Below are 14,024 nucleotides of genomic sequence, written 5' to 3'. Positions count from 1 at the left end.
TCCCGCGGGCGGAGCGTGATACGGAAACCGCTCCGGCTTTCGTCATTCAGGTGGCGAAGGAAAGCGTACTTGTCAACGGCAACATCATGCGCTGACGGCGAATTGATGGCGGCGACCGACGGCGCGGGAAGCGCCCCTCATCCCGCTGCCGCGACCTTCTCCCCGCAGGCGGGGAGAAGGGGTCTGCCGCAAGCCTCGCTCCCCTTTCGCCGCAGAGCACGGCCGACAGCATACGCCGAGCGGACGAGGGAGTTCGGAACAAGCCGCGAGTCACCTTCGCCTCGCCTGCGGGGAGAACGTGGCCGGCAGGCCGGTTGAGGGGCAGTCGCCTGTGCCAGCCGCGTTCCGTGCAACGGCGATCTAATGCTCCCCGCCTTGATCCGCATGAACGGCGTGGTGCGACAGGAGAAGCACGACGACGAAGAGAACGGGGAGCGATGCGAAGATCACCGCGAAACCGCTGTGCTCGGCAATGAAGCCGATCAGCGACGGCGCGAACAGCATGCCGGAATAGCCCATGGTGGTCGCGACGGCGAGGCCGATGCCCGGCTGCAGGCCGGGCATGTTGCCGCCGGCCGAAAAGGCGATCGGCACCATGTTGGAAATGCCGATGCCGGCGATCGCAAAACCGAGAACCGCTAAGGCCGCATTCGGCGCAAGCCCCGCCAGAACCATTCCCACCAGCGCAGTGACGGTGCAGACGCGCAGCGTCGTCGTCGCCCCGAAGCGATCGCGCACATGGTCGCCTGCAAAACGCATCGCCGCCATCGTCGCCGAGAAGGCGGCAAAGCCGAAGCCCGATAGCTCGACCGAGGCGCCGAGTTCATTGCGGAGATAGAGGGCGCCCCAGTCGAGCACAGCCCCTTCCGGCACCATGGAGAACAGCGCCATCAGGCCGACAAGCCACGGCAGCGGCGTCATCGGCAGTCTGAGCTTCTCCTTGGCGGCCGCGGGATGCGGCTGATCTGCAAGGATCATCGGCCAGGCAGCAGCAAGGATCGCGGCGCAGAGGCAAGTCACCACGATCGCATGCGGCAGGACGCCGACGCGGGCCATCAGGAAGCCGCCGATGCCGGCGCCGATCAGACCGCCGAGGCTCCAATAGGCGTGGCAGGAGGACATGATGGCGCGGCGCATCGATTTCTCGACCTCGACGGCATTGGCATTCATCGCCACGTCCATGGCGCCGACGAAGCCGCCGAGCAGGAACATGCCGAGCGCCGCCGCCCAGACGTTCGGCACCAGCGTCAGCACGAGCAGCAGGGGCGAGAGGATGATCGCCGTGGCCTTGGCCACCTTCTGCGAGCCGATGCGAGCAATGTAGCCACCGGCGATCGGCATCAGCACCAGCGAGCCGATGCCGAACACGAGGATAAGGAGGCCGAGCACACTCTCGCCGATCCCGAGTCGATCCTTGAATTCGGGGATCTTCGGGGCCCAGCTGCCGGTGACGAAGCCGTTCATCAGGAACAGGAGGGAGACGGCGAGCCGGTTCTTCGACATGTAGCCCTGTCGGACTGCGACCTTCGGGGCGGTGTCTGTGCGCTGATCCATTGTTAACCTTCCGCTGCCGGACAAGCCGGCTCAAACTGATTCTGATACGTTTGCCGTTCGGGCTGTGCCGCGATGCTCATCCGGCGCGCTCGCCCGCAAGAACGACACGTGCCCCTCGCGCGGTGAATGCGGCGATCTCGGCCTCCGGTGCATCCGCCTCGAGGATGAGAGTCGAACCGGCGTCGATACCGACCACGGCATGCGGCGCGGCCGTGCCGAGCTTGTCCGTCGTGATGGCGGCAAGCACCGAGCGGCTGCGCGAGGCGATCAGCCGCTTGAATTCCGCATCCTCGAAATGGAAGGCCGTCAGCCCCGCCTCGGCGTCGGCACCGCATGTCCCGAGAAGGCAGAGATCGGGCCGCAGCAACGCGGCGTCACGCTGTGCCCTCGCCCCGACCGCCGCGCCGACCGCACGGTCGAGGGGTCCGCCGATCAGGATAAGGTCGAGCCCCGGCTTTTCCATCAAGGCGGAGGCGATCAGCGGCGTGTTGGTGACGATCGTCGCCGTGAGGTCCGGGGCGATCACCCGGGCGATCGCCAGATTGGTCGAGCCCGCATCAAGAAACACGGTCATGCCGCGCTCTATGAAGCCGACCGATGCCCGCGCCAGCGACGCCTTGCGTTCCGGAGCGAGCGCCGCTCGCTCGCTTAACGAGCCTGCGTCCGGAGCGATCGGCAGGGCGCCGCCATAGACGCGCTCGCAAAGACCAGCCGCGGCCATTTCGCGCAAGTCGCGCCGAATCGTGTCGTCGGAAACGTTGAGTTCGCGCGCGAGATCCGCCGCCAGAACGCGGCCATTGGTTCTCAGGCGCTCCCGGATCAGGGATTTTCTTTCGCGGAGCAGCAGTTCGATCGCCATTTTCCTAATCGTGCATAAACGTGCATGAATCGCTTTAAACGTGAGTACCACTCTTGCCGTGCAGTTTCAACCTTGGATCATTGGGAACAGGCACGCCGCCTGAAGGTTCTTATGGGGTCCGTTCCGGCGGCGGACGGTTCGCCTGAGAAAATATTCTACCGAACCGGCTGGGGATTGGTCTTTTATGCGCTCTGGCGGCCCGGATTTTGTGCGAGTCTCGCCCGCAATCCGGATGACGGGCCGGAGAACAACAAAGATGGAAACAAGACAATGAAGCTCCTTCCGACACTTTTCGCTGCCGCCCTGCTGCAACTTGCCGCCTTTGCGCCGGCCGAGGCAGGGTCGAATCTCGACGACATCAAATCGGCCGGCGTGCTGAAGATCGGCACCGAGGGCACCTATGCCCCCTTCAGCTATCATGATGCGAACGGCACGCTCGTTGGCTTTGACGTCGAGATCGGCCAGGCGGTCGCCGAGCGCCTCGGCGTCAAGGCCGAGTTCCTCGAAGGCAAGTGGGACGGCCTGATCGCCGGCCTCGACGCCAACCGCTACGACACCGTCATCAATCAGGTCGGCATTACCGAGGAACGCAAGAAGAAATACGACTTTTCCGAGCCCTATATCGCTTCCAAGGCGGTGCTGATCGTCAAGGCCGACAACGAGGAGATCAAGGACTTCACCGACTTGAAGGGCAAGAAGTCGGCCCAATCGCTGACCAGCAACTTCGGCAAGCTTGCGCAAGCCTCGGGCGCCGAGCTCGTCGGCACCGACGGCTTCGACCAGTCGATCCAGCTCGTCTTGACCGGCCGCGCCGACGCGACCATCAACGACAGCCTGTCCTTCCTCGACTTCAAGAAGCAAAAGCCGGACGCCCCCGTGAAGGTCGCTGCCGAGCAGGCCGATGCCGACTATTCGGGCATCATCATCCGCAAGGGCGAACCGGAGCTGCTCGAAGCCATCAACAAGGCGCTCAACGAAATCAAGGCCGACGGCACCTACGAGAAAATCTCGCAGAAATATTTCGGCGCTGACGTGTCCAAGTAAGCGCCGGCGAGCGGAAAGGCGCTTCCCACTTTTCCTGATCTCGCCCTATGAGTTACGATCCGTTCCGGCCCCGGAGCGGATCCGCGCGTCTTGAAAGGCTTCCCCTTGCCCAACTGGCTGAACCTCATGGCGGAATCGCTGCCGACCCTGCTTTGGGCCGGCTTGATCTTCACGGTGCCGCTGACCCTGCTCTCCTTCGTTCTCGGGCTGCTGCTGGGCCTCGTCACCGCCATCGTCAGGCTGTTCGCACCGGCGCCCCTCGTCGCCGTGGCGCGCTTCTATGTCTGGGTAATCCGCGGCACGCCGCTGCTCGTTCAGCTTTTCGTCATCTTCTACGGCCTGCCGAGCCTCGGCATATTGCTCGACGCCTTTCCGGCGGCGCTGATCGGCTTCACGCTGAACATCGGCGCCTACACGTCCGAGATCATTCGTGCGGTGATCTCCTCCGTGCCGCGCGGGCAATGGGAAGCCGCCTATTCGATCGGGATGAGCTGGAGCCAGGCGATGCGCCGGACAATCCTGCCGCAGGCGGGCCGCGTTGCCGTGCCGCCGCTGTCGAACACCTTCATATCGCTGGTCAAGGACACCTCGCTCGCCGCGGCGATCACCGTACCGGAGCTCTTCCAGACGGCGCAGCGCATCGTCGCCACGACCTATGAACCCCTGATCCTCTATATCGAGGCAGCGCTGATCTATCTTGTGATGAGTTCCGTGCTTTCCGCTCTCCAGGTGAGGCTGGAGAAACGCTTCGCCCGCTATGGCGGTTTCCTGGAGGCGCGCGCATGATCGAGCTCACGCACATCGTAAAGCGCTTCGGCACCAACGCGGTCCTGAACGACATCAGCGTCAGCCTGGCGGAAGGAACCGTCACAGCCTTGGTAGGCCCCTCCGGCGGCGGCAAGAGCACGCTTCTGCGCTGCGTCAACCTGTTGGAAATCCCCACCAGCGGCGCAATCCGCCTCGGCGACGAGCGGCTTGACTTCGCCCCCGGCCGCAAGGTCGGCTGGCAGGCGATCCAGCGGCTGCGCCGGCAGACCGGCATGGTGTTCCAGAACTTCCAGCTCTTCCCGCACCAGACCGCCCTCGGCAACGTCATGGAAGGCCTCGTCACCGTTCTCAAATGGCCGGCCGACCGGGCCCGCACCCGGGCGCTCGAACTCCTCGAAAAGGTCGGCATGGCCCACAAGGCCGATGCCTGGCCGGCGACGCTCTCCGGCGGCCAGCAGCAGCGCGTGGCAATCGCCCGGGCGCTCGCCCCCTCGCCGCGCGTTCTCCTCTGCGACGAGCCGACCTCTGCGCTCGACCCGGAATTGGCGGAAGAAGTGGTGGAGGTGCTCAGCCGCCTCGCGCGCGAAGGCACGACGATGATCATGGCCACCCACGACCTCCGCCTCGCCTCCCGCGTCGCCGATCACGTCGTCTTCCTCGACGCCGGCGTCGTCGTCGAAAGCGGCCCGCCGCGCAAGATTTTTTCGACGCCAGAGCGGGAGCGCACGAAAAGGTTCATCGCCTCGCTCAGTGCGCCGATGAGCTATGATATCTGAGAGAATGTTCGCCGTGACGACGGCTTTCCCATGGCACGGCTGCGCGCACGCTTAGCAGGGAGGGCATCTCCCCTCTCCATCGTCATCCTCGGGCTTGACCCGAGGATCCACACGCAAGCATCCGGTCCATCGCGTTCCGAACCCAGTCGCAAGGGTCCTGCGTGTGGACCGCTCCGTGAAGGTTGCAGCTCGTGCATGGATCCTCGGGTCAAGCCCGAGGATGACGACGGGGGAAGCTGGGCTCCGCTGCAGACCGTTGTCACCTTCGCCTTACAGCAAATACAAACGGCCGGATCACTCCGGCCGTTTGTATTGAAGGGTTGCCCTTATCAGCCAAACACCACCAGCAGATCCTTGGCATCGATCTGATCGCCGGCCCGGACCAGCACCTCGGCAACGACGCCATCCTTCTCGGCGTGCAGCGCCGTCTCCATCTTCATCGCCTCGATGGAGAGCAGCACGTCGCCGGCCTTGACCGGCTGGCCGGGGTGAACCGCGACGGTCGAGATGACGCCCGGCATCGGCGCGCCGAGATGGGCGGCGTTGCCGGCTTCGGCCTTGCGGCGGATGGCGGCGGAAGCGCCGCGGTTGCGGTCCGGCACCTTGATCGAGCGCGGCTGGCCGTTCAGTTCGAAGAACATCTTTACCATGCCCTTCTCGTCAATCTCGCCCTGCGCCTGGTTGAGGATGACCAGCGTCTTGCCCTTCTCGATATCGGCGAAGAGCTCCTCGCCCGGCGCCATGCCGTAGAAATAGGCGGGCGTCGGCAGCACGCTGACCGGACCATAGGTCTCGCAGGCCTGCGCATAGTCGGTGAAGACCTTCGGATACATCAGGTAGGAAGCGAACTCGAAGTCATCGACGCTGCGGCCGAGCTTCTCCTCGATCGTCTTGCGTTCCGCGTCGAGATCGGCCGGCGGCAGCAGCGAACCCGGCACCGCCGTATAGGGCGCCTCGCCCTTCAGCGCCTTCTTCTGCAGCGCCTCCGGCCAGCCGCCCGGCGGCTGACCGAGATCGCCCTTCAGCATCGACACGACCGAATCCGGGAACGCGATGTCCTTCGCCGGGTTCTCGACGTCGGCAACCGTCAGGTCCTGGGAGACCATCATCAGCGCCATGTCACCGACCACCTTCGAGGACGGCGTCACTTTGACGATGTCGCCGAACATCTGGTTGGCGTCGGCATAGGCCTGCGCCACCTCGTGCCAGCGGGTCTCGAGGCCGAGCGAGCGGGCCTGTTCCTTCAAATTGGTGAACTGGCCGCCGGGCATTTCGTGCAGGTAGACTTCAGAGGCCGGCCCCTTGAGGTCGCTCTCGAAGGCCGCATATTGGTGGCGCACCGCTTCCCAGTAGAACGAGATGCGGCGGATCCATTCCGGGTTCAGCCCGGGGTCGCGCTCGGAGCCCGACAGCGCCTCGACGATCGAGCCGAGGCAGGGCTGCGAGGTGTTGCCGGAAAGCGCATCCATCGCCGCATCGACGATATCGGCGCCGGACTCGACCGCCGCCAGCACCGTCGCGGCGGCGATGCCGGACGTGTCGTGCGTGTGGAAGTGGATCGGCAGGTCGGTCGCGTCCTTCAGTGCCTTGAACAGCACCCGGGCGGCGGCCGGCTTCAGGAGACCGGCCATGTCCTTGACGGCGATGATATGGGCGCCGGCCTTCTCCAGCTCCGCCGCGAGATCGGTATAGTATTTGAGGTCGTATTTTGGCCGGGCGGAATTCAAAATGTCGCCGGTGTAGCAGATCGCCGCCTCGCAGATCTTGTTCTCCTCGGCGACCGCATCCATCGAGACGCGCATGTTGTCGACCCAGTTCAGGCAGTCAAAGACGCGGAACACGTCGATGCCGCCCTTGGCCGCCTGGCGAACGAAGTATTTGACGACATTGTCCGGATAGTTCTTGTAGCCGACGCCGTTGGCGCCGCGCAGCAGCATCTGCAGGAGCAGGTTCGGCGCGCCCTCGCGCACCATCGCCAGCCGCTCCCACGGGTCCTCGGTCAGAAAGCGCATCGACACGTCGAAGGTGGCGCCGCCCCAGCATTCGAGCGAAAACAGGTTCGGCAGCGCCCTTGCATAAGTGCCGGCGATCCGGGCGATGTCATAGGTGCGCATGCGCGTCGCCAAGAGCGACTGATGGCCGTCGCGCATGGTCGTGTCCGTCAGCAGCACCTGCGGCTGCGCCTTCACCCATTCGGCGAATTTCTTCGGCCCGAGCGCGTCGAGCTTCTGCTTGGTGCCGGGCTTCGCCTCGCCATTGATGAACGGCACGACCGGGGCGGCGATATCGTCGTTCGGCTTCGGCCGGCCCTTCGCCTCCGGATGGCCGTTGACGGTGACGTCGGCGAGGTAGGTCAAGAGCTTGGTGGCGCGGTCCTGGCGCTTCACCTGCTGGAACAGCTCCGGCGTCGTGTCGATGAAGCGCGTCGTGTAGCTGTTGTCCTTGAACTTCGGGTGACCGATGATCGCCTCGAGGAAGGTGAGGTTGGTGGCGACGCCGCGGATGCGGAATTCGCGGAGCGCCCGGTTCATCCGCTGGATCGCCTCGTCCGGCTTCGGCGCCCAGGCGGTGACCTTTTCCAAAAGCGGATCGTAGTAGCGGGTGATCACCGCGCCGGAATAGGCGGTACCGCCGTCCAGGCGGATGCCGAAGCCGGTGGCGCCGCGATAGGCGGTGATGCGGCCATAATCCGGGATGAAGTTCTGCTCCGGATCTTCCGTGGTGATGCGGCACTGCAGCGCATGGCCGTTGAGGCGGATGTCCTGCTGCTTCGGCACGCCCGATTCCGGCGTGCCGATGGCAAAGCCGTCGAGGATGTGGATCTGCGCCTTGACGATATCGATGCCGGTGACGACCTCGGTCACCGTGTGCTCGACCTGGATGCGCGGATTGACCTCGATGAAGTAGAATTTGCCGGTGTCGGCATCCATCAGATACTCGACCGTGCCGGCGCCGATATAGTTCGTCGCCTCGGCGATCTTCAGCGAGTAATCAGCGAGTTCCTGGCGCTGGGCCTCGCTCAAGTAGGGGGCCGGGGCGCGCTCGACGACCTTCTGGTTGCGCCGTTGGATCGAGCAGTCGCGCTCGAACAGATGCACAACATTGCCGTGCGTATCGCCGAGAATCTGGCTTTCGACGTGGCGGGCCCGCTCGACCAGCTTTTCCAGATAGACCTCGTCCTTGCCGAACGCGGCCTTGGCCTCGCGCTTGGCCTCGGTCACCTCGCGGATCAGGTCCTTGGGATCGCGGATCGCCCGCATGCCGCGGCCGCCGCCGCCCCAGGAGGCCTTCAGCATCACCGGATAGCCGATCTCCTCCGCAAGCCGCTTGATTTCGTCGGGATCGTCGGGCAGCGGCTCGGTCGCCGGCACGACCGGCACGCCGATCGAGATCGCCAGGTTGCGGGCCGCGACCTTGTTGCCGAGCTGGCGCATCGTCTCCGGCTTCGGTCCGATGAAGGTGATGCCGTTTGCGGCACAGGCCTCGGCGAATTCCGGGCTTTCCGACAAGAGCCCGTAGCCCGGATGGATGGCGTCGGCGCCCGACAGCTTGGCGACGCGGATCACCTCGTCGATCGACAGATAACTCTCGATCGGCCCGAGGTCGCGGGCAAGATGCGGGCCGCGTCCGACCTGATAGCTCTCGTCCGCCTTGAAACGGTGCAGTGCCAGCTTGTCCTCCTCAGCCCATATCGCGACCGTTTTAAGCCCCAGCTCATTGGCCGCGCGGAAGACGCGGATGGCGATTTCGGAACGGTTGGCAACAAGGATCTTCGAAATGGACAAGTCGGACTCCTCATAGACTTGGAAACGCGGAATGCTGCACCCGCGAAAAGAACTATTAGCGAGTCAAGGAATGAAGTGCAATTTCAGATGCGACACGAAGCCTAACCCATTGGGTCATGGCGGAGCTTCGGATCGTACGGACAGTTCCAGAAGGAGTCTGGGGCGGCGATTTTTACTTGAGAAGCTAGGAGATCAGCCCCAGCCGGAAGGCGATGGCAACCGCGTGATGGCGGTTCTTCGCCTTCAGCTTTTCCTGGATGCCGTTCATGTACCAGTCGACCGTGTGGCTCGAAATGTCGAGCACCTTGCCGATGTCGTTGGAGGTCATGCCGTCGGCGAGATAGTTCAGCGCCTCCATTTCGCGCCGCGTCATCTGCACCTCGACGCGCGAGACGAGCTCCGCCATGATCTCCGGATCGGTCAGCTCGAGCAGTTTCCAGAACAGCCGCTTGGCGATCGCGTCGAAAAGGCTCAGTTCCACCGGGCTCAGATCGACCACCCGGCCGCCGACGGTCAGGTTGCCCATCAACCCGCGCCGGCCGTGCACGGGAAAGATGTAGCCGTCGAAAAGCCCGTGATTGCGGGCCTCGACCATCATGCTTTCCATGCGTTTGCGGTGCGGGTCGGAGCGGAAGGCGACGAGCGTGTCGCGCCAGCGGAAGCCGCGCTGGGCGTGGCCGAGATAGCGGATCGTCGGGTCGATGACGACATATTTCTTGCGGATGTAGATCTGCGGCCAACCCTCCGGCCATCGGCCGGCGAGCAGCAACCGCAGCGGGTTCTCGTGCGGCTTGGGCTGGCGCACGACGCCGTAAAAATCGAAGCCGCAGCGGTCGAGCAGCCGTTCGAACTCGGGCAGGATTTCCTCGCGCGTCTTCATCTCCTCCAGAAGCGCCAGAAACTGTACGAGCAACGTTATATTCATGGAACACCCTGTGGTCGGAACGGACAGCGAGCGCTTGCGAATTCTTCTATGAATACGCCGTTCAGAAGCCATTCATGTTGCAACCGCGATAATTCTTCTTATCACGCCCGGTCCTGTACGAAACCTGCAAAAAATCGGAGTCGTGGCAAGAGATTGCGAACGATGGATCGTCCACCAATTCCTCCCTTGGACCGGATGATCAAGCCGTCTGATTTGCCCGCTCCGCGTTTTCCGCAGGTTTTTCTCAAGGGCCGTCTCGCGCGGCTTTGTCGGTCTACCAGGGCAATCCTGCGCTGATCGGCAAGGGCGCAACGCAGTGCCGCAGGACTGTTGCGGCAGAAAATCCGATGCCCAGAAGGGGTGAGACAGTGTCTTTATTCCAGGTGTATGCAAGAGCGCTTCAGTATCTTGCTGTCCACAAATTTCGTGTCGGGGCGATCGTCATCGCCAATATCGTCCTGGCTGTCATCACGATCGCCGAACCCATCCTCTTCGGCCGTATCATCGACGCGATCTCCACGCAGAAAGACGTCGCGCCGATGCTGCTTATGTGGGCCGGCTTCGGCGTCTTCAACACGATCGCCTTCGTGCTCGTCTCCCGCGGGGCCGACCGCCTTGCACATGGCCGCCGGGCGACGCTGCTGACGGAAGCCTTCGGCCGAATCGTCTCCATGCCGCTCTCCTGGCATAGCCAGCGCGGCACCTCCAATGCGCTGCACACGCTGCTGCGTGCCTGCGAGACCCTCTTCGGCCTGTGGCTCGAATTCATGCGCCAGCACCTTGCGACCGCGGTGGCGCTCGTACTGCTGGTGCCGACCGCCTTCGCCATGGACTTCCGCCTGTCGATGGTCCTCGTCGTGCTCGGCGCCGCCTATGTGCTGATCAGCAAGGCCGTGATGAAGCGCACGAAGGATGGCCAGGCTTCGGTCGAGAACCATTATCATACGGTCTTCTCTCACGTCTCCGACTCGATCAGCAACGTTTCCGTGGTTCACAGCTACAACCGTATCGAAGCGGAAACGCGGGAACTCAAGAAGTTCACCGAGCGGCTCCTCTCCGCGCAGTTCCCGGTGCTTGACTGGTGGGCACTGGCGAGCGCACTCCACCGCGTCGCCTCGACCATCTCGATGATGGCGATCCTCGTGATCGGCACCGTCCTGGTGCAGCGCGGCGAACTGGGCGTCGGCGAGGTCATCGCCTTCATCGGCTTCGCCAACCTGCTGATCGGCCGTCTCGACCAGATGAAGGCCTTCGTGACGCAGATCTTCGAGGCGCGCGCCAAGCTCGAGGACTTCTACAAGCTCGAAGATTCGGTCCGCGAACGCGATGAACCGGCCGGCGCCAAGGAACTCACCCGCGTCGTCGGCGAAGTCGAGTTCCGCGACATCTCCTTCGACTTCGCCAACTCCGCTCAGGGCGTGCGCAACGTCTCGTTCACGGCCAAGGCCGGCCAGACGGTCGCGATCGTCGGCCCGACCGGTGCTGGCAAGACAACGCTCGTCAACCTGCTGCAGCGGGTCCATGAGCCGAAGCACGGCCAGATCCTGATCGACGGCGTCGATATCTCGACGGTGACGCGCAAGTCGCTGCGCCGTTCGATCGCCACCGTCTTCCAGGACGCCGGCCTGATGAACCGCTCGATCGGCGACAACATCCGCCTCGGCCGCGAGGATGCTTCGCTGGAAGAAGTGATGGCCGCCGCCGAGGCTGCCGCCGCGAGCGACTTCATCGAAGGCCGCCTCAACGGCTACGACACGATGGTCGGCGAGCGCGGCAACCGGCTCTCCGGCGGCGAACGCCAGCGGATCGCCATTGCCCGCGCCATCCTCAAGAACGCGCCGATCCTGGTGCTCGACGAGGCGACCAGCGCGCTCGACGTGGAAACCGAGGCGCGCGTCAAGGAGGCGATCGATGCGCTGCGCAAGGACCGCACCACCTTCATCATCGCCCACCGCCTGTCGACGGTGCGCGAGGCCGACCTGGTAATCTTCATGGATCAAGGCCGGATCGTCGAAATGGGCGGCTTCAGCGAACTCAGCCAGAGCAACGGCCGCTTCGCGGCGCTGCTCAGGGCAAGCGGTATCCTGACGGACGAGGATGTCCGCAAGAGCCTCACGGCGGCGTGACGCCCATCTTGCCTGCGAACAAACGAATGCCCCGGACCCGTTTCGGGGCATTTCCTTTTGGGGCAATGCGATGGCCGCGGAAGGCGCATGTGCTTCTCGTCCGCGCGAGGTTAATAGACGCTCCTGTCTAGGCTTCTCGGGTCGTCCACCATCTTTTCCCGGTAAATGTCTCCCTGCCTTGCCTTGGCATGCCAGGGGCGCGCTCTTTGAAGCGCGATTTCATAAGCTGGATCTGCCCGATCGAGCATTGCTACCGCGAGGCTCGGCTCAAGTGCGTCCGAGCCTCGACTGATCCACCTCCCATCGGTGCCGATCATCCCACCGGCCCCCTCATGGGCAGCCTGTGCTGGCGTCACGGCCGCTATCCAGACGCAGTTCAGCCCCGCATACGCCTGCAGCGCGATTTGGAAATGTGGGGAACTGCCATAGGAGGAAAATAGAACCGCATCGACACCAAGACGCTCGTACTCGGCGAATATCTCCGGAAATTGCGACTCGATGCACACCGCGCAGCCGAACGATAACCATCGACCTCGAACGTGACCGGCTGCAGTCCTAGCGTATACCAGCCGTCAAGCTCGCAGAGATCTCTTATCGTATCTCGTCAGCAGCTTCCCATCGTCCGCGAACACGTAGAGGCCGTTGTGCGGCGGGTAGGTTCCGCAGAGCCGATGCGCAGCACCGACGACAGCAAAGATGCGGAATTGCCTGCAGACTTCGGCCATACCCCGAAGCGCGGTTTCCTGTCGATCCCAATCGAAGTCCCGCCAATGATCAGGACTTCCTATTTGCGCCTTCCCGTAGCCCGACAGCGCGCCTTCGCAGAAGCTGATCAGCCGCGCGCCTTGAAGCGCCGCGCTCCTGATCATCTCGCCTATTGCAGTTGCGTTTTGCGAAATCGCCGCCGATGCCGGCGTCTATGCTGTGGGCACTTTCAAGGAATGAGCCCTCCACATCCGCTAATCGATGAGGCCTCGGACGCATCTTACGCCACATCGAATTCATGCAAATCGACCCAATCCGTGCGCTCTTATGCCACCCTCAGCGGCTTCGTACTCCCTACCTCCTTCAGCCAGTCGAGGTAATAGGCATAGACGAAGTGCAGGCCGATACCGGCGACGACGAAGAGGGAGCCGATGATCGGGTTCTTGCCGGTGACGAAGAGCAGCACCTGCCCCGCCATGGCGAGGATCGTTCCGAAGATGAAAACCGCCAGGGAATTGCGCCCGATCATCACCAGCGGATGATTGGTGTCGAGCCGCGTCAGGCGGCTGACGAGTGGAGTGATCGCCAAAAGGTAGGAAAGCGCCAGCACGTGCAGCAGCCGCGTCAGCGACAGGAAGGTCTTGTCGAAGCCGGTGAGCACTGCCGGCAGGCCGAAGGAAAGGTCGATGTTCCACCAGGAAAACAGCACCCAGGCGGCCGATATCATCAGATAGGCTGCGGAAGGCGCGATCAGCCACCAGCTGCGCGGCAGGCTGCCGCCGCGGCGCACATGGGTCATCGCGATGATCCCGATCACGAACAGGAACTGCCAGGACCACGGATTGAGGAACCAATAGCCCTCGTCGAGGAAATTGTACGGCACCAGCTTGAAGCAGCCGGCGGCCAGCCAAAGCGTTGCCGAGAATCCGAACAGCAATCGCGGGCTGACGGCATTCAGCCACAGCATGCCGGGCAGCATCAGGAACAGCACCGCATACATCGACAGGATGTTGTTGTAGCCGAGCTGGTGGCCGAGCAGCACCATGGCGACGATGCCCTGCTCGGCCTGATCGACGATCGGGCGGATGTTGATCTCGCCGATCAGATCCTGGCGGCCGAAATAGAGGGCGCCGCCGGCGAAGATTGCCAGCGTCACCACGCTCGTCATGATATGCGCGACATAGAGCGTCAGCGCCCGCCGCCACACCTTCAGGGTCAGCGCCAACCGCGCGCCCGCCACGAACCGGCCGCAATAGGCGACGCCGACCGAAAGGCCGGAAATCAGCACGAAGGCCTCTGCCGAGTCGGAAAAGCCGATGTTCTTGTGGGTGAGGTATTCGAGATACTGGCCCGGAACGTGGTTGATGAAGATCGTCAACAGGCAGAGCGCTCTAAACACGTCGAGGCGTGTGTCGCGCCCTGTCGTGACCGGGGCGGTTCCGATCCGGTCTATGCCGCCCCAAGAAGTCTTTTGCAGCATGC

Annotated in this window: 10 protein-coding genes; 4 read left to right on the top strand and 6 right to left on the bottom strand. The window is 63.5% G+C overall.

What is annotated here, in order from left to right:
* Window positions 1-360: 360 nt before the first annotated feature.
* Window positions 361-1,554 carry an MFS transporter gene (locus tag CO656_RS13080; RefSeq protein WP_179864761.1) on the bottom strand — a complete coding sequence of 398 codons (1,194 nt, stop codon included), beginning with the start codon at window positions 1,552-1,554 and terminating at the stop codon, window positions 361-363.
* Between the two features lie 76 nt (window positions 1,555-1,630).
* Window positions 1,631-2,413: a DeoR/GlpR family DNA-binding transcription regulator gene (locus CO656_RS13075; protein ID WP_097526079.1), complete on the bottom strand. Its 783-nt coding sequence runs from the start codon at window positions 2,411-2,413 to the stop codon at window positions 1,631-1,633.
* 270 nt (window positions 2,414-2,683) lie between these two features.
* Between CO656_RS13075 and CO656_RS13070 the strand changes: the two genes are divergently transcribed.
* From CO656_RS13070 to CO656_RS13060, 3 genes are all read left to right on the top strand, one after another.
* Window positions 2,684-3,457, top strand: a complete 774-nt coding sequence (locus tag CO656_RS13070; RefSeq protein WP_097526211.1) for an amino acid ABC transporter substrate-binding protein — start codon at window positions 2,684-2,686, stop codon at window positions 3,455-3,457.
* Between the two features lie 105 nt (window positions 3,458-3,562).
* On the top strand, window positions 3,563-4,243 hold the full coding sequence (locus CO656_RS13065) for an ABC transporter permease subunit (RefSeq protein WP_097526078.1): 681 nt from the start codon (window positions 3,563-3,565) through the stop codon (window positions 4,241-4,243).
* The gene (locus tag CO656_RS13060) at window positions 4,240-5,001 is read left to right on the top strand and encodes an amino acid ABC transporter ATP-binding protein (RefSeq protein WP_037418262.1); all 762 of its coding nucleotides are present in this window, start codon (window positions 4,240-4,242) and stop codon (window positions 4,999-5,001) included. Before CO656_RS13065 ends, CO656_RS13060 begins: the two co-directional genes overlap by 4 nt.
* 329 nt (window positions 5,002-5,330) lie before the next feature.
* Here CO656_RS13060 and pyc read toward each other — a convergent pair whose 3' ends face one another.
* Window positions 5,331-8,786 (bottom strand): pyruvate carboxylase, encoded by a 3,456-nt coding sequence (gene pyc / locus CO656_RS13055; protein WP_097526077.1) that lies wholly within the window; start codon window positions 8,784-8,786, stop codon window positions 5,331-5,333.
* Window positions 8,787-8,970: 184 nt separating this feature from the next.
* Window positions 8,971-9,711, bottom strand: coding sequence for an autoinducer binding domain-containing protein (locus CO656_RS13050; protein WP_037390409.1), 741 nt, complete (start codon window positions 9,709-9,711; stop codon window positions 8,971-8,973).
* A 368-nt stretch (window positions 9,712-10,079) separates the two neighbouring features.
* Between CO656_RS13050 and CO656_RS13045 the strand changes: the two genes are divergently transcribed.
* Complete coding sequence (locus CO656_RS13045; RefSeq protein ID WP_037418268.1) at window positions 10,080-11,837, top strand: glucan ABC transporter ATP-binding protein/ permease; 1,758 nt, start codon at window positions 10,080-10,082, stop codon at window positions 11,835-11,837.
* A 572-nt stretch (window positions 11,838-12,409) separates the two neighbouring features.
* Here the strand turns inward: CO656_RS13045 and CO656_RS30810 are convergent.
* Entirely contained in the window at window positions 12,410-12,736 is a 327-nt protein-coding gene (locus CO656_RS30810; protein ID WP_272938897.1) for a nitrilase-related carbon-nitrogen hydrolase, read from the bottom strand.
* 131 nt (window positions 12,737-12,867) lie between these two features.
* On the bottom strand, window positions 12,868-14,022 hold the full coding sequence (gene opgC, locus CO656_RS13035) for an OpgC domain-containing protein (RefSeq protein ID WP_097526076.1): 1,155 nt from the start codon (window positions 14,020-14,022) through the stop codon (window positions 12,868-12,870).
* Window positions 14,023-14,024 lie beyond the last annotated feature (2 nt).

This window comes from Sinorhizobium sp. FG01 (assembly GCF_002531875.1).
Lineage (GTDB): Bacteria > Pseudomonadota > Alphaproteobacteria > Rhizobiales > Rhizobiaceae > Sinorhizobium > Sinorhizobium fredii_C.
The sequence above is the reverse complement of the archived record's forward strand: the minus strand, read 5'-3'. Positions and strand labels throughout refer to the sequence as shown.